The following is a 22,715-nucleotide window of genomic DNA, read 5'->3' on the forward strand; positions in this document are numbered from 1 at the left end:
GGACGTGAGACGCATGGGTGTCCTGGACGGAAAGAAGGTGGCGTTCCTGGCCACGAACGGCGTGGAGCCGAGCGAGCTCAGCGAGCCCTGGACGGCGGTTGCGGCCGAGGGAGCAACACCCGAGCTGCTGTCGATCGAGGCGGGAGAGATCACCGGCAAGCACGAGAACGATCGGTTCACGGCGACCAAGGCGGTCGCCGCCGCGGACGCGGACTCCTACGATGCCCTCGTACTCCCGGGTGGAACGGGGAACCCGGACAAGCTCCGGATGCACGAGGAGGCCGTCGCCTTCGTCCGGCGCTTCTTCGAACAAGGCAAGCCTGTGGCAGCGATCTGTCATGCGCCGTGGACCCTGATCGAGGCCGACGTCGTGCGCGACCGGAGGATGACCAGCTACCCGAGCCTCAAGACGGATCTGCGGAACGCCGGCGCCACCTGGGTGGACGAGGAGGTCGTCGTGGATCGCGGTCTCGTCACGAGCAGGCGTCCGGACGACCTGCCGGCGTTCAACGCGAAGCTGATCGAGGAGTTCGCCGTGGGACGTCGAGCGGCCTCGTGAAACCGATCTGACCTGGGGATCCTTCGGAGTCCGGCCCCAGCCGGTGCCTGGACCGAGTTGACGTTCGCCCCTGGGAGGGGGAACATGCATCGAGCTGATATATCGGTTCGATATATCGAACCGATACCTCGACCGAGGAAGGATACCGCCCCACGATGCTGGAGCTCGCGATCCTGGGATTGCTGAAAGAGCGGACGATGCACGGGTACCAGCTCTCCAAGCGGCTCACGGATACCCTCGGGTTCTGGCGGGTTTCCTACGGTTCGCTGTATCCGACCCTGCGCCGGCTCGAGCAACAGGGCGCGGTCGAGAAGGTGTTCGACGAGGAGGTAGGGCGGCGGAAGAACGTCTACCGGATCACCGAGCAGGGCGAGAAGCTGTTCCTCGAGCTGCTGGAGGATCCCGGCGCCGACTCGGGCGAGGAGAACCGCTTCCGCGTCCGCCTCGCGTTCTTCAAGTACCTCGGCCCGGAGGCCCGGCTGCGGTTGCTCGAACGGCGGCGCGCCTACCTCGAGGAACGCCTGCAGACGATCGAGGCCTCGCTCGCGGGCGGTCGCGACGGAGCCGACACCTACACGCTCGCCCTGATGGAACACGGTCAGGACTCCGTCGAGCAGGACATCGCATGGCTCGACGACCTGATCCAGGCCGAGCGAACGATCGCCGAACGGGCGATCACCGAACGGAACGAACGCACGACCCGAACCAAACCCGAAAAGGGGGGAACGAAGCGCCGCGCGCAACGGAAGTCAGCGCGCGCAACGGCGCTTCGCGGAAAGGAGCGCACGACATGAGCAAGGTCAGACTCGCGATCGTAGGTGTGGGCAACTGTGCCTCGTCGCTCGTCCAGGGCTTGGAGTACTACAAGGACGCCTCGCCCGAGGACCCGGTTCCCGGACTGATGCACGTCGAGCTCGGCGGCTACCACGTCGGCGACGTGGAGATCGTTGCCGCCTTCGACGTCGACGCCAAGAAGGTCGGGACCGACGTGGCCGAGGCGATCCTGTCCGAGCCCAACAACACGATCCGCTTCGCCGACGTCCCCCCCGTCGACGTACGCGTGCAGCGCGGACCGACCTTCGACGGCCTCGGCGCCTACTACCGAGAGATGATCGAGGAGTCCGACGAGGCGCCCGTCGACGTGGCGCAGGCGCTCCGCGACGCGAAGGCCGACGTTCTCGTGTGCTACCTCCCGGTGGGTTCCGAGGAGGCCGCGAAGCACTACGCACAGGCGGCGATCGACGCGAAGGTGGCGTTCGTCAACTGCCTTCCGGTGTTCATCGCCTCGGATCGCACGTGGGCGAAGAGGTTCAGCGATGCGGGGATCCCGATCGTCGGCGACGACATCAAGAGCCAGGTCGGCGCGACGATCGTGCACCGCGTGCTCACGAAGCTGTTCGAAGAGCGCGGGGTGAAGCTGAACCGCACCTACCAGCTGAACTTCGGCGGCAACATGGACTTCATGAACATGCTCGAGCGCGAACGGCTGGTGTCGAAGAAGATCTCGAAGACCCAGTCGGTGCAGAGTCAGCTGCGCAAGAACCTCGACAAGCAGAACATCCACATCGGACCGTCGGACCACGTGCCGTGGCTCGAGGATCGCAAGTGGGCGCAGATCCGGCTCGAGGGACAGTCGTTCGGCGACGTGCCGCTCAACATCGAGCTGAAGCTCGAGGTCTGGGACAGCCCGAACTCGGCCGGCGTCGTGATCGACGGCCTGCGATGCGCCAAGATCGCGAAGGACCGCGGCATCGGCGGCCCACTGATCGGCCCGAGCGCCTACTTCATGAAGAGCCCGCCGGTGCAGTTCACCGACGACATGGCCCACGAGATGGTCGAGCAGTACATCCTCGGAACGGGCGAAACGGTGAACGCGGACTGGACCGACTTCTTCGACGAAACCCCCGCGTAGCCGCCTAGAGCTTGCGGAGCAGCACGCGGCGGACATCGTGATCCGCGCCCTTCTTCAGGATCAGCTTCGCGCGTTCGCGGGTCGGCTCGATGTTCTCACGGAGGTTCACGCCGTTGATCGTGTCCCAGATCTGAGCGGCGGTGCGACGAGCCTCGTCGTCGCTCAGGCTCGCGTACCGGTGGAAGTACGACTTCGGATCCCGGAAGACCGCCTCCCGCAACGTGAGGAACCGTTCGATGTACCAGCCGCGAACGTCCTCGTCCCGCGCGTCGGCGTAGATCGAGAAGTCGAAGAAATCCGACACGAAGATCCGCGGCGTGGTCCCGTCGCGCACCGCACCGGTCTGGAGGACCGTGAGTCCCTCGAGGATCAGGATGTCCGGGCGTTCGACCACCTTGACCTCGTCCCGAACCACGTCGTAGGCCAGGTGCGAGTACACGGGCACCTCGAGCCGGTCCCGACCGGACTTCACGTCGGCGAGGAACCGCAGCAGCCGGCGCCGGTCGTAGCTCTCGGGGAAACCCTTACGTTCCATCAGGCCGCGTTCGGCCAGCACCTCGTTCGCCAGCAGGAACCCGTCCGTGGTCACGAGATCGACGCGCGGATGATCGGGCCAGCGGGCAAGCAGCTCGCGCAGGATGCGCGCGGTCGTCGACTTCCCCACCGCCACGCTGCCGGCCACACCGATCACGTACGGCACGCGCTGACCGTTGTGCCCGAGGAACGTCGCCGTCGCCTGCTGCGCTTGCTGGGCCGCCGCCACCTGGAGGTTCAGCAGCCGCGAGAGCGGCAGGTAGACCTCCTCGACCTCCGCGAGGGACACCGACTCGTTGAGTCCGTGGAGCGCGAACAGGTCGTCCTCGGACAACGTGAGCGGGGTGGACGCGCGGAGCGCGGCCCACTGCTCGCGCGTGAAGTCGATGAACGGCGAGACCGTCGGTTGGGATCGCTCCGGCTCGCCGCGGGGCTGCTGGGACACGCCGCGCAGGCTACCCGGTTCCCCCGTCTCCGCCCTCTTCCAGGATCCGGCGCAACACGGGCAACACCACACGGTCCTTCTCCCGATCAGCGGCTTCCTTCGAACGGATCACGTCACCGAGCGATGCGACCGAAACATCCACCCCAAGGATCCGCAGCCGGACGGCCTCGCGTCGCAGGTCGTCGAACCCTCCGGTTCCAGACGGAACGAACGAGAGATCCAGGTTCCCGGCGGTCGTCACGAGGTTGAGGATCCCAGCATGCTCGAGCGAGGACGCCGAGTGCGCGAACACGAGGCCCTCGGGTTCGTCGACCGTACGGATCCGGGCGTCGAGCTCGGTGAGCGCCTCCGAGAGCCGCTGCAGGTTGTCGCGACGACGGGACGGTGTCACGTCGACGTCGGTCGTCGTGTGCGGCGCGCCGTGGATCACGGCCGCGAAGCCCCCGATCACCACGAACTCGACCGCGTGTCGCTCGAGCACCTCGAGGATGTGTTCGGGGCGGAACGCAGTCATGGTTCGCGAGGGCCCGCGGCGAGCGCTTCACGGCCGGCCTGCGCGAACCGGACCGAGGCGAGCATGCGCTCGACGCGCTCGTCCGGGTCCAACGCGAGGTTCTGGCGCGCGAGCGCCCAGTCGTCGTCATCGAGGTCGACGAGTCGGACCCGCAGATCGAGCCCACAGGACCGGACGAGATCGACGATGTGCTCGAGCGAGGGAGCCGACCCCCCGCGCTCGAGCCGCGCGATCGCCGACTGGGTCGTTCCCGCGCGATCCGCGAGGTCGGCCTGTGTCAGGCCGGCCCGGCGTCGCGCCTCGCGAACGAGATGCGCACCCTTCATGGAATCAGCATAGCACATGCGCTATCACTCCATAGCATAGACGCTATCACCGGAGAGACAGGGAGCTACGCGACGACGACGCCTAGGCTGAAGCATGACCACCGCCGCTCCCACGCTGCAACGCACACGTGACGCGCTGCGCGCGCCCGACTTCCGTCGGCTGCTGGCGATGCGCGTGGCGAGCACGGTGGGGGACGGGCTCTTCCAGGCGGCGCTCGTGACCTCCTTGGTGTTCTCGCCCGGAGACCAGACCACGACCGCCGGCTTCGCTATCGCGAGCCTGATCGTCGTGCTTCCGTATTCGGTGATCGGTCCGTTCGCGGGGGTCTTCATCGACCGCTGGTCCCGGCGCAGGATCCTCGTGATCGGCCCGTTGCTCCGCGTCGCGACGGCGGCACTCGTGCTCCTCGACGTGACAGACGCGCCGGTGCTCTTCTACGGCGGAGCCCTCCTCGTCCTGTCGGTCAACCGGTTCTTCTTGTCTGCGGCCAGCGCCGTCGTGCCGCGGCTCGTGCCGACGGAGGACCTGCTGATCGCCAACTCCCTCGCCACGATCGGGGGGACGACGGCGCTGCTCGTCGGCGTGTTCGCGGGCGGAATCGTCGCCGACGCGTTCGGGACCGTTCCTCTCGTGATCGGGTGCGGGGTCATCTGGCTGATCGCTTCGGCTGCTGCCGCACGGATCCGCAGCGACCTTCGGCCGCACACGCTCCCCGAGTCACCCGAGCTGCTCCGGCACGCGCTCCGACGGGTGGCGGTCGAGTTCGGGACCGGGGTCCGGCTGCTCGCGCGAACGCCTCGCGCCCTGGGACCGATCACGACGATGGGGGTCGACCAGTTCGGGCAGGGGCTGGTGCTCGTGCTGTCGCTGTTCGTGTTCCGCGAGCGGTTCCAGGAGGGCGTCGGGTCGTTCTCGTACCTGATCGGCGCCGGGGGTCTCGGGGTGTTCGCGGGCCTGGCCACCGTCGGAGTGCTGGAGCGACGATGGGCCAAGGAACGGATCGTCGGCGTCGCGTTCGCGGTCGGCGGGGCGACGTTGCTCGTGATCGCACCCCTGATCGGACCGTGGACGGTGCTGTTCGCCAGCTTCTTCGTCGGACTCTCGTTCGCCTGGAAGAAGATCCCGTCCGACACGCTGGTGCAGGAGTCGGTCCCCGACGGCTTCCGCGGCAGGATCTTCGCCGTCTACGACGTCTGGTACCAGGTGAGCCGGCTGCTGGCGGCGTTCGTCGCGATCTGGATGCTCCCGACGCTCGGCGAGGCATGGTCGGTGGCGCTGGTCGGGCTGCTGTTCCTCGCCTGGTCGCCGGTGCTCCCGCGCTGGCTGGCCCGCGCTCCCGAGCTGACCCTCGAGTTCACCGGCGGCGACGCGGGGAAACCGACGGCAGTGGTATGGGGGGCGGTGACCGAACCGGTCGAGGTCCTGATCGCGGGGAGTCTCGACGCGACCGGTCGGACGGAGTCGTTCCGTCTGACGATGCGGGACGGAACGACGATCGATGTCCGTCGTGAAGGCGAGGACTGGCACCTGGTCCGTGAGCTCGATGACCGGGCGACCCCGTGAGCGGTCGCGAATGGGACGCGATCAGTCGCCGGTGGCCAGCTCCGGCTGGGTGAGCTCCGCCGCCGCGCGCGCTTCGACATCCCGCTCGTGCGCCTCGTCGATCGTGTCCTGCATCCCGATGCGGCGCACGACCGATAGCGCGTACGCGCCGACCGCGGCGGCGATCAGCCCGCTGATCGCGAAGGCGATCCTGGGGTCCCACACGACGACCATCGCGCCGGCCAACAGCGCTCCGATCGGGGTCGAGCCGAGGAACACGACCGTGTAGATCGCCATCACCCGGCCGCGCATCGTGTCGCTCGACGTGAGCTGCAGCGTGGAGTTGCCGGTGATCGCGAACGCGATCCCCATCGCACCCAGCGGCGGCATCACGATGCCGGCGATCCACGGCGTGGGCGAGAGGCTGAGCGCGAGCGTGACGCCACCGAGCGCAACACCGAACATCGCGAGCCTGCGGGGGTTCGGACGGGTCGACCGGCTCGCGAGGAACAAGGCCCCCGCCAGGGACCCGACGCCCCACAGCGACATCAGCCAGCCCAGCATCCTCGGACCGCCGGAGAACGTCGTCTCCACGAGCAGCGGGATCAGCACGACGAAGTTGAACGAGAACAGGAACACGACGGCCATCGTCAACATCGGGATCCGCAGCCCGGGTGTTCCGAACACGTAGCGGATCCCCTCGCGGATCTGACCGGGCTTGCGCTCGACCCGATCGCGGGGGTTCAGGTCGGCCGTGCGCATCGCGAGCAGGGCCGCGACGACGGCGAGGTAGGTCAACGCGTTGATCAGGAACACCGGCGCGAAGCCGAACGCCGCGACGAGAACGCCACCCAGCGCCGATCCCACGATGCGTGAGCCGGTGAAGGTCGCGGTGTTGAGGCTCATCGCGTTCGTGAGCTGCTGCGGCCCGACCATCTCGAGGTAGAAGCTCTGGCGCGTCGGCATGTCGATCGCCATCACCGATCCCGTCAGGAACGACAGCGACAGGATCATCCACAGCTCCGCGACGCCGGTCGCCAGAACGATCCAGAACCCGAGCGCCACCACCGCGTACAGGATCTGGGTCGTGATCTGGATCTTGCGGTTGTCGAACCGGTCGGCGATGACACCGCCATAGGCCCCGAGCAGCATGATCGGCAGGAACTGCAGCGCGACGTCGGCGCCCACCCAGACCGCTTGCAGGTCGCTTCCTCTGGTCAGGTTGAGCACGACCAGCGGCGCGGCCACGCTCTGCATCCAGGTGCCCGACGCGGACAGCAGCTGCCCGCCGATGAACAGACGGAAGTTGCGAACGCGCAGTGAGGCGAACGTCCGTCCGAGGGTGCCCGTGCTCATGCGAACGCGCCCGGACGGAGCGAGGAGGGACCCATGCCCGTCATCCTAGGGGCTGGCGTGGGAACCGACGCCGCGAGGGTCAGACCCGCGGCTCGGACGGCGGCGACTCGTTCGGCGGCGACTCGGCCGTCGGTTCCCATTCCTTGATCGACTCGGCGAGCTTGACGAGCAGGGCTCCGGCGCCGGCCACGCCGAACAGGCGGACGATCCGGCTCGCACGCAGCGCCGGATGGTTCATGATCACCGGCGAGGCGGCGACGACACCCGCCGCCAGCAGCTCGCGCGTCTTCCTCCCCGCGGGCGACGCGAGCCATCGACGGAGCGACTCGCTCTCGTCCCGGGCCAGCTGCATCGCAGCATCGAGGGACATCGGCGGGATCCGCACCGTGGGTCGGGGGAAGGATCGCGTTCGTCGGGAGCGTGGGGTGGTCGCCATAGGCCTCCTGTATACCCCGGTTCGCGACCGACGACTCACGCCGAGAGCGAGCGCTCGACCGCCGGCTCGGTGTCGGGGGCGGGAGTGTCGAGGACGACCGTGTGCTCCACGACCTCGGCCTCGTGCTCCGCGGCCCGTTCGCGGGCCGTGCGCGAGGCGCGGCGGAGCGCCCAGAGTGCGGTCAGTCCGCCCGCGGCCGCGATCAGGCCGCCGAGGATCAGCCCGGTACGAGCTCCGAGGTGTTCCCCGACCCAGCCCGCGATCGGCGCGCCGATCGGCGTCGAACCCAGGAACACGACCGAATACAGCGACATCACCCGGCCGCGCATCGCCGGATCGGCCGTGAGCTGCAGCGTCGTGTTCCCGGTGATCATGAAGGCGATCGACGCGAGACCGAGCAGGACGACGATGCCGAGCTCCCAGCCGAAGGTCGGCGCGATCCCCGCGGCGACGCTCAGCACGCCCACCGCGACCGCCGCCAGGGCGAGCAGGCGTCGTCCGGGTCGGGCGCGGTGGGCGAGCACGAGCGCGCCGACGAACGAGCCCACACCCATCATCGAGAGGATCAAACCGTAGGTGCGCGCATCGCCGTCGAACGTGCGCTCGGCGAGCAGCGGCATGAACACGAACCAGTTGAACGAGAAAGTGAACAGCACCGACATCAGCAACAGCGGCAACCGGAGCTCCCGGGAGCTCCACACGTAGCGGAGTCCGTCGAGCACGCCGCGCTCGCCCTCCGGAGCGCGTTCGGCCGGCCGGAGCTCCGCAGACCGCATCGCACACAGACTCACGACGACCGCGAGGTAGGACACACCGTCCAACAGATAGCCGGGAGCGATACCCACCGCGGCGATGATGCCGGCGCCGATCGCCGGACCGACGATCCGTGTGCCGGTGAACACGGCGCTGTTGAGGCCGACGGCGTTCGCGAGGTTCCGCTTGCCGACGATCTCGGGGACGAACGCCTGCCGCGTCGGGTGATCGACCGCCGTGACCAGGCCCTGGACCAACGCGACGGCGTAGACCATCCACAGCTGGACGACCTGGAACGCCACGAGCGCGCCGAGCGAGAGGGCCAGCACCGCGAAGGCGGTTTGGGTGACGATCAGCGTCCGGCGCTTGTCGAAGCGGTCGGCCACCACGCCGCCGAACGCACCGAGCACCAGGATCGGGAGGAACTCGAGCGCGAGGAGCAGCCCGAGCGCGACCCCGCTTCCCGAGAGGCGGAGGACGAGCCAGGCGGACGCGACCGTGTGGATCCAGATCCCGGTCGTCGACACGGCCATGCCGGCCAGGTAGATCCGGAAGTTGCGGACCCGCATCGAATCGAACGTGCGATGGAACGCGAGGACGACCGCGCTCACGGGGCGTCCCGCTCGGCCTGCAGCCGCTCGAAGATCTGGCTCGCGCGATCGAGCACCGCCAACTCTGCCGACGACAGGGTCTTCAAACGCTTCGCGAGCCACTCGTCGCCACGGCGGCGGGCGGTGCGGATCAGCTTCTTGCCCTCGGGGGTCGGCAGGACCCACGCGACCCGGCGATCGAGCGGATCGGACTGCCGGGTGACCAGGCCTGCCTCGATCAGGGCGACGACGATCTTGGTCATCGTCGGCGGCCGGACCTGTTCGGACTCGGCGAGCTTGCCGACCGTGATCGGACCGGCCTGCTCGACCGTGGAGAGGGTCGCGAGCTGCGAGGGAGTGATGCCGGACACGGCCTGGCGCCGCAGCGTTCGGGAGAGCCGCATCACACCGAACCGCAGCCGGCCGGCCAGTTCGCCGGGGGCCACGCTGCGGGAGACGGGAGGAGCGGTCACGTCCCCCATGATACTTCACCAGGCTAATTAGTGTCACGAACGATCTGTTGCGACGGTGTGACTTCTCACCGGATCGGGCCCTTCCGGTTGAGCCGGGACGCGGTCTGGCCGAGGATGGAGCCATGGTGCTCCGACGCCTCGCCCGCGCGCTCGTGTTCTCCCTGCTCGCGGCCCTCCTCGTGGTTCCCGGCGTCGCCCTCGCGGGGGGTCAGCCAGCGTTCGAGGGGGCCGTCTCCCGGCTGGACCGGCCGACGAAGCGGCTGATGACCGGGAAGTCATGGCGCCCGGGATGCCCGGTGAAGCTCCGGGACCTGCGCTACGTGCGCCTGCGGATCTGGACCTTCGACCGCGTGGCCCGGTGGGGCGAGCTGGTCGTGCACGAGAGGGTCGCCGACCGGATGGTCCGGGCCTTCCGGGACATCTACGAGGCGCGCTTCCCGATCCGCCGTATGCGCCTGGTCGATCACTACAACGCCAACGACACGCGATCGATGAAGCATGACAATACGAGCGCGTTCAACTGCCGGTGGCGAGCGGGATCACCGGGCGTGTGGTCGATGCACGCGTACGGCAAGGCGATCGACATCAACCCCGTTGAGAACCCCTATTACATCCCCTCGAGCAACTACGTCTCGCCCAAGCGCGGCCGGAAGTTCGTCGACCGTTCGAAGCGGCGCCGCGGCATGATCTACAAGCGCGACGTGGTCTGGCGTGCGTTCCGCGACATCGGCTGGGAATGGGGCGGAACGTGGCGCAACGTCAAGGACTGGCAGCACTTCAGCACGAACCACCGCTAGTCGAGCATGTACCGGCGCGCGAGCACCCTCACCGGTGGTGCTGTTGTTCCGATGCGTGACACCGGGACCGGACGACCTGCGTCGATAGGCCCGGCGAGAGGGCCGATCTCTAGCCCTTCGACGTAGCGTCAGCGCAGGAGGCGGCCCCTACACTGGACCGAGCGCCGCACCGACGGCGCACCGACGGGAAAGTGGATGGGACACATGGATCACGATCCGGGCACGTTCGCCGAGTGCGATGAGTGCCGGGACGTCGCGTACGAGCCGGGGTGGTACGCCCTGCTGAAGCGGCTGTCCGATCCCAGCGAGGCCCGAGACCTCTGGCTCGTCGGCAAGGACGAGGACTTCTCGGACACCTTCTGACCGCGACCGCGGCTAGATGAACAGGTGGACGTCGGACTCCTTCATCTGCAGCAGCGCGGTGGCCGCGCCGATCGGCTCCTCGAGACCATCGATCAAGTCGTCGGTGCCGAGGCCGAGCAGGTCCATCGTCATCTGGCACGGGATCAGTCGCACGCCCATGTCCTGCGCCATCTCGAGCAGCTCGCTCGGGAGCGGCACCTTGTTGTCCTTCGCGAGCTTCTTCATCATCGCCGGCCCGGCGCCGCCGAACTGATACTTCGACAGCTTCGCCTTGTCGGTCGTCCCGGGGTTCATCACCGAGAGCATCTTCTGCATCCAGTTGTCGCCCGTGATCCGCACCCCGGGCTTCACCAGGGAGAACAGGCCCCAGAACGTGAAGAACACGCTGGCGTGCATCCCGCTCGCAGCGGCCGTCGTCGACAGGATCAGCACCGGCCAGACGCGGTCGAGGTCGCCGCTCCAGCAGATGATCGAGAGCCCGCCGTCCTCGCGGACGACGGCCGCTCCCTCCAGCTCGTCGGCTGCGACCGGGTCGCTCGTCTCGGGCGCGCTCATCGGACACGGATCAGGAAACGGAACTGCCCGTCCGAGGCGCTCGCCTCGAGCAGCTCGTTCCCTGAGATCTCGGCCCACGAGGGGATGTCGGTCTTCGCGCCGGGATCGGTGGCGAGCAGCTCGACAACGGTGCCGGGGGCGGCGGTCTTCAGTTCCTTGGCCAGGCTCACGATCGGTCCGGGGCAGGACTGCCCGCGGGCATCGACGGTGAGGGTGGGTTCTACGGCGGTGTCCACTGGGGGACCTCCTGGATCGGGTGGGACGAGGGGTGGGGAGGGAAAGGTCAGGAGCGTGCGCGCGCGAGGGCCGCGGCGCCGCCCGGCTTGGGGCGACAGCACAGGCGGCTGGGGATCATGGCCCCGACGAGTCCGGCGCAGCGTGTTCGGATCATGTGCAGGTGCAAAGCGTAACGCCGCTGGTCACGAACGCACAACCCCCGAGCATCTGCGGTCCGAGGCGCCCTAGACTGAGCGCCACGATGGCGGCCCAGGCACCCGAGCGCGAGCGTGAGCGTGATCCTCGCCTGTACGTCGGGTCCGAGGTCGGAACCCTGCGGCGGGTGATGCTCCACCGGCCCGACCTCGAGCTGCAACGCCTGACGCCCACGAACAAGGACGAGCTGCTCTTCGACGACGTCCCCTGGGTCAAACGCGCGCGGCAAGAGCACGACGCCTTCGCGGCCACCCTGACCGATCGGGGGGTCGAGGTCCTCTACCTCGAGGAGCTGCTGGCCGAGGCGCTGGACCTCGACGGGGTACGGGTCTCGCTCCTGGACCGGCTCCACCTCGAGACCCTGGGTCCCCTACTGGGACCCGCCGTGCGGGAATGGCTCGACGACGTGCCCGCGAAGGAGCTCACCGAGCGGATGATCGCCGGCATCACGTTCGGGGACCTGCCCTTCGAGACCGACAGCCTCGTGCACCACGTGCGCCGCGGATTCGTCCTGACCCCCCTGCCCAATCAGTTGTTCACCCGTGATCCGTCGGCGTGGATCTACGGCGGGGTATCGATCAATGCGCTCGCCAAGCCCGCTCGCGAGCGAGAGTCGCTCCACCTGGATGTGATCTACCGGCACCACCCCGTTTTCGCCGGGCAGCCGTTCGAGATCTGGAGCGACGACGTCGCGGCCCCGCTCGCCGTCGAGGGTGGCGACGTGCTCGTGATCGGCAACGGGGTGGTGCTCGTCGGGATGGGCGAGCGCACGAGGCCAGGGACCGTCGAGACGCTCGCCGAACGGCTGTTCCGTGCCGGGGCGGCGACCGAGGTGCTCGCGATCGAGCTTCCCGAGAAGCGCAGCGCGATGCATCTCGACACCGTGCTGACGATGCTGGACGTGGACGCGTTCACCGTCTACCCCGAATTGCGCGCATCGATGCTCACCTACCGACTGCATCCGGGGGTCGGGGGCGTCACGATCGAAGAGGAGGACGACCTGTTCCGTGCGATCGGCCGGTCCCTCGGCCTCTCGGAGGTCCGCATCTACGACACGGGCGGCGACCGGTTCCAAGCCGAACGGGAACAGTGGGACGACGGCAACAACGTGCTGGCGATCTCGCCCGGCGTCGTGATCGCCTACGAACGGAACGTCGACACGAACACGCGACTGCGCCAGGGCGGGATCGAGGTGATCACGGTCGAGGGGTTCGAGCTCGGCCGTGGTCGCGGCGGCCCCCGTTGCATGTCGTGTCCGATCGAGCGCGACCCGCTGCCCGGCGCGACCGTCTAGAGCTACCGGTCGGGCAGAGGCGGGGGAGACAGGCACCCTGCGTCGGCACCGAGTCGGGCGAGGCCGGCGAGGTCTCCTTGCCCGTACGCGGTCGCGGTCGATCGCCCGTCGGTCGACATGATCTCGTCACGCGCGTGCACGTGGGCGAGGCCCACGGCGTGGCCGAGCTCGTGGAGCATCGTGACGCCACGGGACCACGGCCAGGCGAACCCGCGAGGGCCGCGATCGCGGGCGTTGAGCGCGATCACGCCGCTGACGTACACGCCGGGATCGCGCGGTGACCATCTCGGGCTGGCGAGCCCGAGGGCGAGCGGGCCCTCGTCGCTCACACGCCAGTCGAACGATGAGGTCCTGGGGTCGTGCCAGTCGACGAGCAGTGGCGCCCACCGCTCGCCGTACCTTCCCGGCTGGTAGAGGGCGCGGGTCGGGCGGGCGACCTCGTCGGTGCGTCCCTCAAAGTCGAACCGGAGACCGCTCGCCGCCTCGAGGGCACCGACGGCCGACTTGAGGTCCGCGAGCGCGCCGCGTGGGGCCTCGTCGAGGTTCGTGACGTAGTGGATCTCTCCGCACGGATCGAACCGCCACGGCCCCTTGCCCTTCGAGCGCTCGAGGAACCGGAACGTCGCGGAACCTGCCGGCGCGTCCGGCACCACGGTTCGGGTGGCGTCGGGGGTGGGATCAGCTCGCGCGTCGGCGCTCTCTCTCGCCGGTCGCTCGCGCACGCGGCTCAGGGCGACGGCGCTCGCGGCGAGGATCCCGATCAGTCCCAGGACGATGAGCACGCTGCCGAAGCTTCGTCGCGGGGGTCGGCCTGCCGGCGACGGCGACAGATCCGGACGGGGCGGGACGTTCACGCGCTCGAGTGTAGGTCGTACCCGGGTGGGTCGCGCCGAAGGGCAGCGCGGCCCCCGATCGTGTGTTCCCAGCTAGTACGCGGTTCTAGTACGCGGTTCTAGTACGCGGTCCTAGTACGCGGTCCTAGTACGCGGTTCTAGCCTGGGGAACCCTCGGAGCGCTCCCGTGGATCCGCGCGACGCGGGTGGAACGAACGGCGGTACCTGTCACCGGCGTCACAAGGTCCGACGGCGCGTCGCCGGCGCGTATATCAGCCGGACGCGCAGGCGGATCAGCGAGCGAGGAACGGGCCCGAACGAGCGGCTGTCCGTCGATGCTTCCGGCGCATCACCCTCGACCCACCATGCGTCGGCTCCCAGCGGTGTTCCGTCGGGAGCGAGGTCGCCCGGTCCGGCGATCACGCGTTTGACCAGCTCGAAGCCGAGGCGCTCGGGATGACCGAGCACGACGACGTCGCCCACCTTCACGCGGCGGGCGGGAACGGCCAGCGCCCAGTCGCCCGGCACCAAGGTCGGCGCCATCGATGCGCCGTCGATCTCGACGCGCGACGGGCGCCACCGCACGCACGCGACGATCACGCCGGCCGTGACCGCGGCCGCGGTTACGGCCCGCCCCACGCGGAACCGGCGCCCGACGCGCCCCACACCGCCCTCACGCGGAACCCCCATGCGCCACAGCGTAGAGTGGTTGGGTGCCTCCCGCGGACGCCGACGACTCCGAGCAGCGGCCGGCGCGGCCCGGACGATCCCCTCGTGCACCGGTCGAGCGACTCGTGAGCTCGGTCCGATCGCCTGCCGGCCGGCGGGTAGGCCGATGGCTCGCCGCGATCGCGGTCGGGCTGATCGGCGCGATGATCGGGATGACGCTGTTCGCGACGACCGTCGAACGGATGGGGCCGTTCGACGTGCGGCTGCACTCGAGCTTCGGAGAAGGCGTGACCGACGTCCTGCTCCCACCGTTCGGCAGCGTCACCGCCGACACGCACATCGCTCCCCTGCGCCTGGAAGCCGAGCTCGAAGAGGTCCGCGTCACCGAGATCGAGGACTTCGTGTCGTCGGGCGTCGGGCTCGACGAACTGACCGCGCTGGTCGAGGCGGCGGCGGTCGACGCGATCCCCCGATTCGCTGCGGTCACCCTGACGGCGGGGACCCTGGGCGCGCTCGTTCTCGGACTGCTCGTGTTCCGTCGCCGGATGCGCCAGGCAGCCATCGCGACGTTGACGGCGCTGGTGGTCGTCGGCGCGAGCATCGTCCTCGCGGGCGCCACCTACGCACCGGAACGGTTCCGCGCGTACAAGGCGACCGGATCACTCAGCCTGATCCCGCAGCTGCTCGGCCCCGCGGAGCGAACCGGCGAGCAGCTCGACGTGTTCCGCGCCGAGCTCGGCCGGCTCGTCGACGGGGCGGCGAGGGCGTACGCCTCGATCGAGGCGAACCCCCTGTCCGGGGATCAGATCCGGGTGCTCCACATCTCCGATATGCACCTGTCGGTGCTCGGGTTCGACTTCGCGAAGAGCGTTGCGGACGGCTTCGACGTCGATGCCGTTCTCGACACCGGCGACGTGACGAGCTTCGGTACGCGGGCCGATCAGCTGATCCTGCGCTACGTCCCGCAGTTCGACAGACCCTACGTGTTCATCCGCGGGAACCACGATTCCGCCGACGTTCCGGCGACGATCGAGGGGTTCCAGGACACCTTCGTACTCGATAGCACCGAGGCGAACGTGGCCGGCGTGTCGTTCTTCGGAACGGCGGATCCCTTGTTCAACGGCGACCCGGACAGACCGATCGAGACCGAGGCGGTCGATCGGGTCAAACGCGCGTACGGACGCGACGTCGTGCTCCCCGCGCTCGAGGAGCTCCCCGAGGTTCCCGACGTCGTCGCGGTCCACGACGATCGAGTCGGCGAACCGCTCGCGGGCCGTGTTCCGCTCGTCGTCTCCGGGCACTACCACGAGGCCTCGGCCCGGGTGATCGACGGAACGCTGTTCCTGCGCGCGGGAACCACCGGCGGAGCGGGACCGATCTCGTTCACATCCGAGGGCGGCGTTCCGCTGTCCGCGGAGATCCTGTACTTCGATCCCGCATCCACGACCGACGGAGCGAGCCTCGTGGCATGGGACGTAGTGGAGCAGGACCCGGGCACCGGGAACCTCACCGTCACGCGCCACCTGGTCGAGGAGGAGTTCGGCGAGCTCGTCCCGAGCCCGGCACCCATCGAGCTCGAAGGCGAGCAGCCCGAAGTCGCTCCCGACGAGACCAGCCCCTGAATCGTTCGGGGACAGCCCCATCCCGGGTGGTCAGAGCCGCGGCCCGTGAGTAGCGTGCGTCACGGAGCGGGGTTCCGGGTATCGGAGTACGGACCCCGACGGACCATCCCGAAGGAGGGGACATGCGTATCGCGGATCTGCTGCGGCCCCGCCGCGTCGTCCACGCACACTGCGACCTGCCGTGCGGCGTCTACGACCCGGCGCAGGCGCGGATCGAGGCCGAGTCGGTCAAGGCCTGCCAGGAGAAGTACCAGGGCTCGGACGACGAGATCTTCAAGGACCGCGCCGTCTCGATCAAAGAAGAGCGAGCGGACCTGGTGAAGCATCACCTGTGGGTGCTGTGGACCGACTACTTCAAGCCCGAACACGTGGAGAAGTACCCGGACCTGCACGAGAAGTTCTGGCACGCCACGAAGGAAGCCGGCGCGGCCAAGAAGTCGACGGACCCGGCGCAGGGGCAGAAGCTCCTCGACGCCGTCGACGACCTCGCCAAGATCTTCTGGGAGACGAAGTCGGCCTAGCGGATCCGCGACCGGAGCTTGGAAGAGGGCGGGGCCGGTGAAAGCCCCGCCCTCTCGCGTTCGGCCGACCGGGAGGGATCAGCTCTAGTCGGCCGGGGGCGTGAACATCGCTTCGGCCGCTTGGTAGCCCGCGAACAGAGCGAGCACGGCGATGCTGGCGACGATCACGAGGATGTGGATCGGGCTGGCCGCGACCCGGACCTCGACCCCGAACGTGGTTCCCGGCGCACGGCGGATCGAGACGGTGTCGGGGAGCGTCACGAGCAGGGCGACGAGCGGACCGAGCGTCGACCAGAGCTCGAACAGGGTTCGGATCTCACCGCCCCCGTGTCGAACGACCGGACCCGCGATCTCTCCGATCGTTTCGACGTCGAAGGCCCAACGGACCACGTTGGCGACCCCGAAGGCGATTGCCGGGACGAGCGCGACGATGCCCACGAGCGCGGCCCGCAGCGAGGGGTCTGGGTCCTTGCAGGTAGCGTGCGCGCTCGTGCCCGGCATGAGCTGCACCCTCGCCCATCGAGCACGCGCGAGGCAAGACCGGGAACGGAGACGTCACGGTTCCGCAACATCGCCGTCACGACCTCGACACGGCTGGCTGCTCGAGAACCGCTGCTAGGCTCGCCCGACTGTGAAGGACATCGGACTCGTCGGCGTTCCGTTCAGCGGGAAGTCCACGCTGTTCACCGCGCTCACGCGCGCGGGGGCCGCCGGCGGGCGGGCGAACCAAGCCGTGGTCCCGGTCCCCGACCCCCGGCTTGCGGTCCTGACGGAGATCGAGTCGTCGAAGAAGACCGTCGCCGCGCAGGTTCGCTTCGTCGACGTGCCCGGCGGGATCTCCTCGAGCCAGGGGATCGCCGCTCTCCGCGAGGTCGACGCGCTCGCGGTCGTGCTCCGCTGTTTCGGTACGGATGCGGACCCGGCGGCGGAGCTGGACAAGGTCCGGGCGGAGTTGTTGCTGGCAGACCTCGCGGTATTCGAGTCGGCCGTCGAGAAGGCGCGGAAGCGTTCGAAGGGGAAACCCGAGCCCGAGCTTCCCGCGCTGGAGAAGGCTCACGCGGCGCTGGAGACCGAGACGATGCTGCGTGACGCGGGCCTCGACGCCGGCGAGCGAGCCCACCTGCGCGGGGTCGCGCCCCTGACGCTCAAGCCGTGGGTCACGATCGCGAACCTCGAGGAGGGATCGGCGGTCCCCGAAGGCCTGCCCGAGGCAACGGTCGGCGTGTACGCGTCGATCGAAGCCGAGACCGCGGAGATGGACGCGGACGAGGCACGCGCCTTGCTCGAGGAGTTCGGGGTCTCCGAACCTGGACTGGAGTCCGTGATCCGCTCGAGCTACGTACAGCTCGACCTGCTGACGTTCCTGACGACGGGTGAGGACGAGACCCGCGCGTGGGAAGTCCGGCGCGGCGCCACGGCGCCGGAGGCCGCAGGAGTGATCCACACCGACCTGGAACGCGGCTTCATCCGCGCAGAGGTGATCGGCTACGACGATCTCGTCGCCGCCGGCTCGATGAACGCCGCGAAGGACGCCGGCAAGACCCGCGTCGAAGGCAAGGACTACGTGGTCGCCGAAGGCGACATCCTGAACATCCGCTTCGCGGTCTAGGGCTGCTCGGGCTCGGCGATCCCGGTTCCCGGACAGACGTGGATCACCTCGCGGAGGTCGAACGAAGAAACCGTCGCGACGACGAGGCCATCTCGTCGCACCGCCACTATGGGGACTCGCCACATGTTGCGTTCCGGCCACCCGGGGACGCGCACCTCGTCGGACGGTCGCACGCCCGGCAAGCCGTTCCGAACGACACGAACGAGCGAAGGGAAGCCCTCCTCGCCCTCCCAGGTCTCGGCCGTCTCACCGATGTCGATCACCCGCTCCACGGGAGCATCGCACTCGGGGCTCATCGGCCAATACAGTTCGGCCGGGTCGACCACCCGGAACGCGTCTGCCCGCACGGGAGCATCACCCGAAGACGAGAGGCGGCATACGACGCGATTGGGAGAGCCCGGCGCGTCAAGGGCCCGCTCCGAACCGACCGGAACGCTCTCGTCGGGTTGAGACCCGTGGAAGTTGATGACGGCACGCCCGTCCGCCCCCTCGACCCGGACATGAACACCGTCGCCTTGCGGTCGAACCTTCGGCGTCACCTGGGTGCCTCGTTGCGTGCACGTGACGACGGCGACGTCCGGGATCCGATCGACCCGCCCGGGCACGATGTCCAGGAACGGACCGGGGGAGTCCGACGAGAACGCTCGGACGAGGACGAACCCTCCAGCGACGAAGACCGTCAGCGCGACGAGACCCGCGACTATCCGCTCTCTCGCGGGAGGAAGCCGCCGCGGCCGCGTGGGCATGGAGCGTTCCCACCCTCGATCCGGTGGCGTTCCAACGTCCCCGAGCTTGCGGAGCTCCGATCGCCAGCGTTCAGGCATCGTCGACCTCCTCAGTGCCCAGGAGCGTGCGGAGCTTCTTGCGGCCGCGGTGGATGTGCACGCGGACCGTCGCCGACGACATCCCCATGCGTTTCGCGACCTCGGCCGTCGATAGGTCGGCTTCGTAGCGGAGGATCACCGCCGCCCGTTGGTTGGGGGAAAGAGCTCGGAGTGCTCGCATCAGATCCTCCAGTTCCCCGGGCGTCTCGCGGATCGCTCGCTCGACGAGGTCGCTGTGTCGGCTTTCGCGCTTCAGCTCTTGCGTCGCGACGCGGAACGCCACCCGGTACACGTACGCGATCGGATCCCGGACGCGGCCTCCGCGCTCGATCGCGCGGGCGAACGCTTCGGCGATCGCATCCTCCGCCAGATCGGTTCGCCCGCCGCAGACCCCGTAGAGGGTTCGCCAGAGTTGCGGCCCCGCCTCCCGGTAGATCGCGTCGAAGTCGTGGCTGCCACGCTGCCCGGCTCCCTCACCCGTTTCGAGCCTCACGACCTGCACGCTAGTAGAGGGCTCGGCGGCCAGGACCGTTTACCTGCGCCGGTATGAACGGCTGGAAGCGAACGAGGCGAGCCTGTCGGATATATAGGATTCGAGACCTCAATCGCCAGGTCTATATGGCGGTCTTGCACACCGACCCGATAGAGTGCTTGCCATGGACGAGGGGTTCCGGATCGGGCAAGCGGCGGAAGCGCTGGGCGTGCGGGTGGAGACCCTCCGGCGGTGGGAGTCCGAGGGCAAGCTCCGGACCGAGCGCACGAAGGGCGGTCAGCGGATCGTTCCCGCGGGGGAACTGGCGCGTTTGCTCGCGGAACGACGGGCGAGGCAGCGGGGGTCTGGACCGGGGAACAGTCTTCGGAACCGCTTCCCGGGCATCGTCGTGCGCGTCGAGAAGGACAAGGTCGCGGCGACCGTCGAGATCATGGCCGGACCACACCGGATCCTGTCGCTCCTCACCCGAGAAGCCGTCGACGAACTCGAACTGAAGCCGGGGTCGGAGGTCGTCGCGAACGTCAAGGCGACGAACGTCAGCGTGGAGATACCGAAGTGATGCGACGGCGGGCCGTCGGGGTGGTGATCACCGCATTGCTCGTGGTGACCGCCTGCGGCGACGCCGGAGGGGGCGGCGGCTCCGGCGACGACCGGCACGAGATCACCGTGCTCGCGGCCGCATCGCTCACCGAGGCGTTCACCGACCTGGCGGCGGACTTCGAGGAGGCGAACGGCGGCGTCGAGGTGCTCCTCGGTTTCGGACCGTCCGACGGCCTGGCAACCCAGATCGTCGAGGGCGCACCCGTCGACGTGTTCGCATCGGCGAGCCCGACGTGGGCCGACGCCGTCGAGGATGAGGGACCGGGCCTGACCGGGCGCGCCGACTTCGCCCGGAACCGCCTCGTCGTCATCACGCCGGCCGACGATCCGGCGGAGATCTCGTCGGTGGAGGAACTCGCCGAGCCCGGAATCCGGTTGATCCTGGCCGCGGAGGACGTGCCGGCGGGTACCTACGCCCGCGAGGTCCTGACGAACGCCGGGGTCGGCGAGGCGGCGCTCGCGAACGTCGTGTCGAATGAGGACGACGTGAAGGCCGTCGTGCAGAAGGTCGTCCTGGGCGAGGCCGACGCCGGGATCGTGTACGTCACGGATCTGACGGAGGAGGTCGAGCCGGAGGTGCGCACCGTCGACATCCCGCGGCGAGTCAACGTGATCTCCACCTACCCGATCGGAGCGGTGACCGGCGCGCCCGAACCGGATCTGGCTCGTTCGCTCGTCGAGCTCGTCACGGGCGCCGACGGACAGGCCGTTCTGAGCTCCTACGGGTTCCTGCCGCCGTAGCCGGGAGCAACCGTGGAACGGACCCGACTTCCCCGCGCGATCGTCGTCCTCGCCGTTGTGGGCGTGGCGTTCGTGGCACTGCCGCTCGCGGGGATCGTCGTTCGCTCCGCGTGGTCGCGGGCGGGAGAGGTCCTGCCCTCCGACACGACGCTCCACGCGTTGCGACTCTCGATCGTCGTCGCCTCGGCCGCGGCGATCGTGGACCTCGTGCTCGGGGTGCCGGTGGCGTTCCTCCTCGCGCGGATCCGGTTCCCGGGACGGACGCTCGTGCGCGCGATCGTCGTGCTGCCGCTCGTGCTCCCGCCGGTCGTCGCGGGCGTCGGACTGCTCGCCGCGCTGGGACGGCGCGGGTTGCTCGGCGGTCCGCTCGAGGCGATCGGGATCTCCCTGCCGTTCACGACCGGTGGAGCGGTGATCGCGACCGCTTTCGTGTCGTTCCCGCTCGTCGTCCTTGCGACCGAGGCCGGCCTGCGTTCCCTGGACGAACGGCTCGAGGGCGCCGCGCGGACGCTCGGTGCATCGCCCGGGTACGTGCTCCGGCGGGTCACGCTGCCGCTGCTGCTGCCCCAGATCGTCGCGGGTGCGGTGCTCGCGTGGGCGCGGGCCCTCGGGGAGTTCGGCGCGACGTTGATGTTCGCGGGGAACCTCGCGGGTCGCACGCAGACGCTCCCGCTCGCGGTGTTCGAGACGACCCAGACCGATCCTCGCGGGGCCCTGCTCGTCTCGCTGCTGCTCGTGGTCGTGTCGGTGGCGGTCCTCCTCGCGCTGCGAGGACGGTTCCTCGACGGCGGTGGATCCCGGTGAGTCTGTCGGTCGACGTGCGGGTGCGCCGCGAAGGGTTCGCGCTCGACGCGGCGTTCGAGGCGCGGGCGGGAGAGACGCTCGCGCTGCTCGGGCCGAACGGCGCGGGGAAGTCGACGCTCGTGAGCATCCTCTCCGGACTGCTGCGTCCCGACGAGGGTCGTGTGGTGCTGCACGACGCGGTGCTCGACGAGGCAGACCGACATGTTCCCGCGGAGCGTCGGCCTGTGGGGGTCGTGTTCCAGGACCTGCTGCTGTTCCCGCACCTGTCGGCGGCCGAGAACGTCGCGTTCGGACTCCGCGCTCGAGGGACCCCACGGGACGCCGCGAGGGAGCGCGCTCGCCGCGAGCTGCATGCACTGGGCGTGGACCACCGTGCCGACGCGGCCCCGGCGACGCTGTCCGGGGGCGAGGCGCAGCGGGTGGCGCTCGCGCGGGCACTCGCGATCGAGCCCGCGCTGCTGCTGCTGGACGAACCACTGTCGGCGCTCGACGTCGGCGCGCGCGGCCACATCCGGGAGCTCGTCGCCTCGACGCTCGAGGGATTCGACGGGGTGGGTGTGCTCGTGACCCACGACCCGGTCGAGGCGATGACCCTCGCCGACCGGCTCGTGCTCCTCGAGGACGGGCGCGTCACGCAGGTGGGAACCCCCGAGGAGGTGCGCGACACGCCGACTACGGTCTACGCGGCCGACCTGGTGGGCGTGAACCTGTACCGGGGACGGCTCGAGCCCCTCGGAGGCGGCGACGGGCGGCTGATCGTCGCTGCGGATGGCGAGCTGATCGTGACCTGGCCCGAGGGCATGGACGAGGGCACTCCAACCGAGGCGGCGGCGGTGATCCGGCCGGCCGACGTGGTGCTCCACGCCGCGCCTCCGGAGGGATCGTCGCGGAACGTGCTCCACGGCCCGGTCGCCGCGATCGCCGAGGAAGGAGCACGCGCGCGGGTGCGACTGGCCACGTCCCCGCCGATCGTCGCCGAGGTAACCCACGACTCGGTCCGGCGTCTGCACCTGGCGCCCGGCATCGAGGTGTGGGCATCGGTCAAGGCCGTGGAGATCCGGGTCGTTCCCGTCTGAGGTTCGCACGCGGCGGCCGGCTCCGGCCACCCGTAGGCTGG

The 22,715-nt window shown here is 69.3% G+C and carries 28 protein-coding genes; 14 read left to right on the forward strand and 14 right to left on the reverse strand.

What is annotated here, in order from left to right; translation table 11 throughout:
* Positions 1-13 precede the first annotated feature (13 nt).
* From WEF05_02280 to WEF05_02290, 3 genes are all read left to right on the forward strand, one after another.
* Positions 14-559 carry a type 1 glutamine amidotransferase domain-containing protein gene (locus WEF05_02280; GenBank protein MEX1100728.1) on the forward strand — a complete coding sequence of 182 codons (546 nt, stop codon included), beginning with the start codon at positions 14-16 and terminating at the stop codon, positions 557-559.
* Positions 560-714: 155 nt separating this feature from the next.
* Complete coding sequence (locus WEF05_02285) at positions 715-1,353, forward strand: PadR family transcriptional regulator (protein MEX1100729.1); 639 nt, start codon at positions 715-717, stop codon at positions 1,351-1,353.
* Positions 1,350-2,471 carry an inositol-3-phosphate synthase gene (locus WEF05_02290; protein ID MEX1100730.1) on the forward strand — a complete coding sequence of 374 codons (1,122 nt, stop codon included), beginning with the start codon at positions 1,350-1,352 and terminating at the stop codon, positions 2,469-2,471. Before WEF05_02285 ends, WEF05_02290 begins: the two co-directional genes overlap by 4 nt.
* 4 nt (positions 2,472-2,475) lie before the next feature.
* Here the strand turns inward: WEF05_02290 and coaA are convergent, their stop codons facing one another.
* Genes coaA through WEF05_02305 form a run of 3 tightly spaced genes read right to left on the reverse strand, consistent with a single transcriptional unit; the run spans position 2,476 to position 4,290 of the window.
* On the reverse strand, positions 2,476-3,450 hold the full coding sequence (gene coaA, locus WEF05_02295; GenBank protein MEX1100731.1) for a type I pantothenate kinase: 975 nt from the start codon (positions 3,448-3,450) through the stop codon (positions 2,476-2,478).
* Between the two features lie 10 nt (positions 3,451-3,460).
* On the reverse strand, positions 3,461-3,964 hold the full coding sequence (locus WEF05_02300; GenBank protein ID MEX1100732.1) for a hypothetical protein: 504 nt from the start codon (positions 3,962-3,964) through the stop codon (positions 3,461-3,463).
* Complete coding sequence (locus tag WEF05_02305) at positions 3,961-4,290, reverse strand: helix-turn-helix transcriptional regulator (GenBank protein MEX1100733.1); 330 nt, start codon at positions 4,288-4,290, stop codon at positions 3,961-3,963. The genes WEF05_02300 and WEF05_02305 overlap by 4 nt, the downstream gene beginning before the upstream one ends.
* 94 nt (positions 4,291-4,384) lie before the next feature.
* On the opposite strand from WEF05_02305, the gene WEF05_02310 reads away from it, so the two are divergent.
* Positions 4,385-5,854, forward strand: coding sequence for an MFS transporter (locus WEF05_02310; protein ID MEX1100734.1), 1,470 nt, complete (start codon positions 4,385-4,387; stop codon positions 5,852-5,854).
* Between the two features lie 21 nt (positions 5,855-5,875).
* Here WEF05_02310 and WEF05_02315 read toward each other — a convergent pair whose 3' ends face one another.
* The 4 genes from WEF05_02315 to WEF05_02330 form a co-directional block, all read right to left on the reverse strand.
* A complete protein-coding gene (locus tag WEF05_02315) occupies positions 5,876-7,189 on the reverse strand; it encodes an MFS transporter (protein MEX1100735.1) in 1,314 nt (437 codons plus the stop codon).
* 79 nt (positions 7,190-7,268) lie between these two features.
* Positions 7,269-7,559 (reverse strand): hypothetical protein, encoded by a 291-nt coding sequence (locus tag WEF05_02320; protein ID MEX1100736.1) that lies wholly within the window; start codon positions 7,557-7,559, stop codon positions 7,269-7,271.
* Between the two features lie 101 nt (positions 7,560-7,660).
* Complete coding sequence (locus tag WEF05_02325) at positions 7,661-8,989, reverse strand: MFS transporter (GenBank protein ID MEX1100737.1); 1,329 nt, start codon at positions 8,987-8,989, stop codon at positions 7,661-7,663.
* Entirely contained in the window at positions 8,986-9,441 is a 456-nt protein-coding gene (locus tag WEF05_02330) for a MarR family transcriptional regulator (GenBank protein MEX1100738.1), read from the reverse strand. The genes WEF05_02325 and WEF05_02330 overlap by 4 nt, the downstream gene beginning before the upstream one ends.
* A gap of 122 nt (positions 9,442-9,563) precedes the next feature.
* On the opposite strand from WEF05_02330, the gene WEF05_02335 reads away from it, so the two are divergent.
* Positions 9,564-10,238 carry a M15 family metallopeptidase gene (locus WEF05_02335; GenBank protein ID MEX1100739.1) on the forward strand — a complete coding sequence of 225 codons (675 nt, stop codon included), beginning with the start codon at positions 9,564-9,566 and terminating at the stop codon, positions 10,236-10,238.
* Positions 10,239-10,442: 204 nt separating this feature from the next.
* On the forward strand, positions 10,443-10,601 hold the full coding sequence (locus WEF05_02340; protein MEX1100740.1) for a hypothetical protein: 159 nt from the start codon (positions 10,443-10,445) through the stop codon (positions 10,599-10,601).
* A gap of 12 nt (positions 10,602-10,613) precedes the next feature.
* Here the strand turns inward: WEF05_02340 and WEF05_02345 are convergent, their stop codons facing one another.
* Together WEF05_02345 and WEF05_02350 are read right to left on the reverse strand one after the other, a co-directional pair.
* Positions 10,614-11,156, reverse strand: a complete 543-nt coding sequence (locus tag WEF05_02345) for a DsrE/DsrF/DrsH-like family protein (GenBank protein ID MEX1100741.1) — start codon at positions 11,154-11,156, stop codon at positions 10,614-10,616.
* On the reverse strand, positions 11,153-11,392 hold the full coding sequence (locus WEF05_02350) for a sulfurtransferase TusA family protein (protein ID MEX1100742.1): 240 nt from the start codon (positions 11,390-11,392) through the stop codon (positions 11,153-11,155). The genes WEF05_02345 and WEF05_02350 overlap by 4 nt, the downstream gene beginning before the upstream one ends.
* 242 nt (positions 11,393-11,634) lie before the next feature.
* Here WEF05_02350 and WEF05_02355 point away from each other — a divergent pair, with 242 nt between their 5' ends.
* Complete coding sequence (locus WEF05_02355; protein MEX1100743.1) at positions 11,635-12,882, forward strand: arginine deiminase; 1,248 nt, start codon at positions 11,635-11,637, stop codon at positions 12,880-12,882.
* A gap of 2 nt (positions 12,883-12,884) precedes the next feature.
* Here WEF05_02355 and WEF05_02360 read toward each other — a convergent pair whose 3' ends face one another.
* Both WEF05_02360 and WEF05_02365 read right to left on the reverse strand, forming a co-directional pair.
* Positions 12,885-13,664, reverse strand: coding sequence for a hypothetical protein (locus tag WEF05_02360; GenBank protein MEX1100744.1), 780 nt, complete (start codon positions 13,662-13,664; stop codon positions 12,885-12,887).
* Between the two features lie 288 nt (positions 13,665-13,952).
* Complete coding sequence (locus WEF05_02365) at positions 13,953-14,405, reverse strand: S26 family signal peptidase (GenBank protein ID MEX1100745.1); 453 nt, start codon at positions 14,403-14,405, stop codon at positions 13,953-13,955.
* A gap of 23 nt (positions 14,406-14,428) precedes the next feature.
* Between WEF05_02365 and WEF05_02370 the strand changes: the two genes are divergently transcribed.
* A complete protein-coding gene (locus WEF05_02370) occupies positions 14,429-16,006 on the forward strand; it encodes a metallophosphoesterase (protein ID MEX1100746.1) in 1,578 nt (525 codons plus the stop codon).
* A gap of 122 nt (positions 16,007-16,128) precedes the next feature.
* Positions 16,129-16,527: a superoxide dismutase, Ni gene (sodN, locus tag WEF05_02375; GenBank protein ID MEX1100747.1), complete on the forward strand. Its 399-nt coding sequence runs from the start codon at positions 16,129-16,131 to the stop codon at positions 16,525-16,527.
* An 84-nt stretch (positions 16,528-16,611) separates the two neighbouring features.
* Here sodN and WEF05_02380 read toward each other — a convergent pair whose 3' ends face one another.
* Positions 16,612-17,028, reverse strand: a complete 417-nt coding sequence (locus WEF05_02380; protein MEX1100748.1) for a hypothetical protein — start codon at positions 17,026-17,028, stop codon at positions 16,612-16,614.
* Positions 17,029-17,158: 130 nt separating this feature from the next.
* On the opposite strand from WEF05_02380, the gene WEF05_02385 reads away from it, so the two are divergent.
* Positions 17,159-18,136 (forward strand): DUF933 domain-containing protein, encoded by a 978-nt coding sequence (locus tag WEF05_02385; protein ID MEX1100749.1) that lies wholly within the window; start codon positions 17,159-17,161, stop codon positions 18,134-18,136.
* Here WEF05_02385 and WEF05_02390 read toward each other — a convergent pair.
* Both WEF05_02390 and WEF05_02395 read right to left on the reverse strand, forming a co-directional pair.
* The gene (locus tag WEF05_02390; GenBank protein ID MEX1100750.1) at positions 18,133-18,882 is read right to left on the reverse strand and encodes a hypothetical protein; all 750 of its coding nucleotides are present in this window, start codon (positions 18,880-18,882) and stop codon (positions 18,133-18,135) included. The genes WEF05_02385 and WEF05_02390 overlap by 4 nt on opposite strands.
* Before the next feature lie 70 nt (positions 18,883-18,952).
* On the reverse strand, positions 18,953-19,453 hold the full coding sequence (locus tag WEF05_02395; protein ID MEX1100751.1) for a sigma-70 family RNA polymerase sigma factor: 501 nt from the start codon (positions 19,451-19,453) through the stop codon (positions 18,953-18,955).
* Between the two features lie 163 nt (positions 19,454-19,616).
* Here WEF05_02395 and WEF05_02400 point away from each other — a divergent pair, with 163 nt between their 5' ends.
* Genes WEF05_02400 through WEF05_02415 form a run of 4 tightly spaced genes read left to right on the forward strand, consistent with a single transcriptional unit; the run spans position 19,617 to position 22,674 of the window.
* Positions 19,617-20,012 carry a TOBE domain-containing protein gene (locus tag WEF05_02400; GenBank protein ID MEX1100752.1) on the forward strand — a complete coding sequence of 132 codons (396 nt, stop codon included), beginning with the start codon at positions 19,617-19,619 and terminating at the stop codon, positions 20,010-20,012.
* The gene (gene modA / locus WEF05_02405; GenBank protein MEX1100753.1) at positions 20,012-20,794 is read left to right on the forward strand and encodes a molybdate ABC transporter substrate-binding protein; all 783 of its coding nucleotides are present in this window, start codon (positions 20,012-20,014) and stop codon (positions 20,792-20,794) included. The genes WEF05_02400 and modA overlap by 1 nt, the downstream gene beginning before the upstream one ends.
* Positions 20,795-20,806: 12 nt before the next feature.
* Entirely contained in the window at positions 20,807-21,598 is a 792-nt protein-coding gene (locus WEF05_02410; protein ID MEX1100754.1) for an ABC transporter permease, read from the forward strand.
* Complete coding sequence (locus WEF05_02415; protein MEX1100755.1) at positions 21,595-22,674, forward strand: ABC transporter ATP-binding protein; 1,080 nt, start codon at positions 21,595-21,597, stop codon at positions 22,672-22,674. The genes WEF05_02410 and WEF05_02415 overlap by 4 nt, the downstream gene beginning before the upstream one ends.
* Positions 22,675-22,715: the final 41 nt, after the last annotated feature.

This window comes from Actinomycetota bacterium (genome assembly GCA_040881665.1).
In the GTDB taxonomy this organism is placed as follows: Bacteria; Actinomycetota; UBA4738; order UBA4738; family HRBIN12; genus JBBDWR01.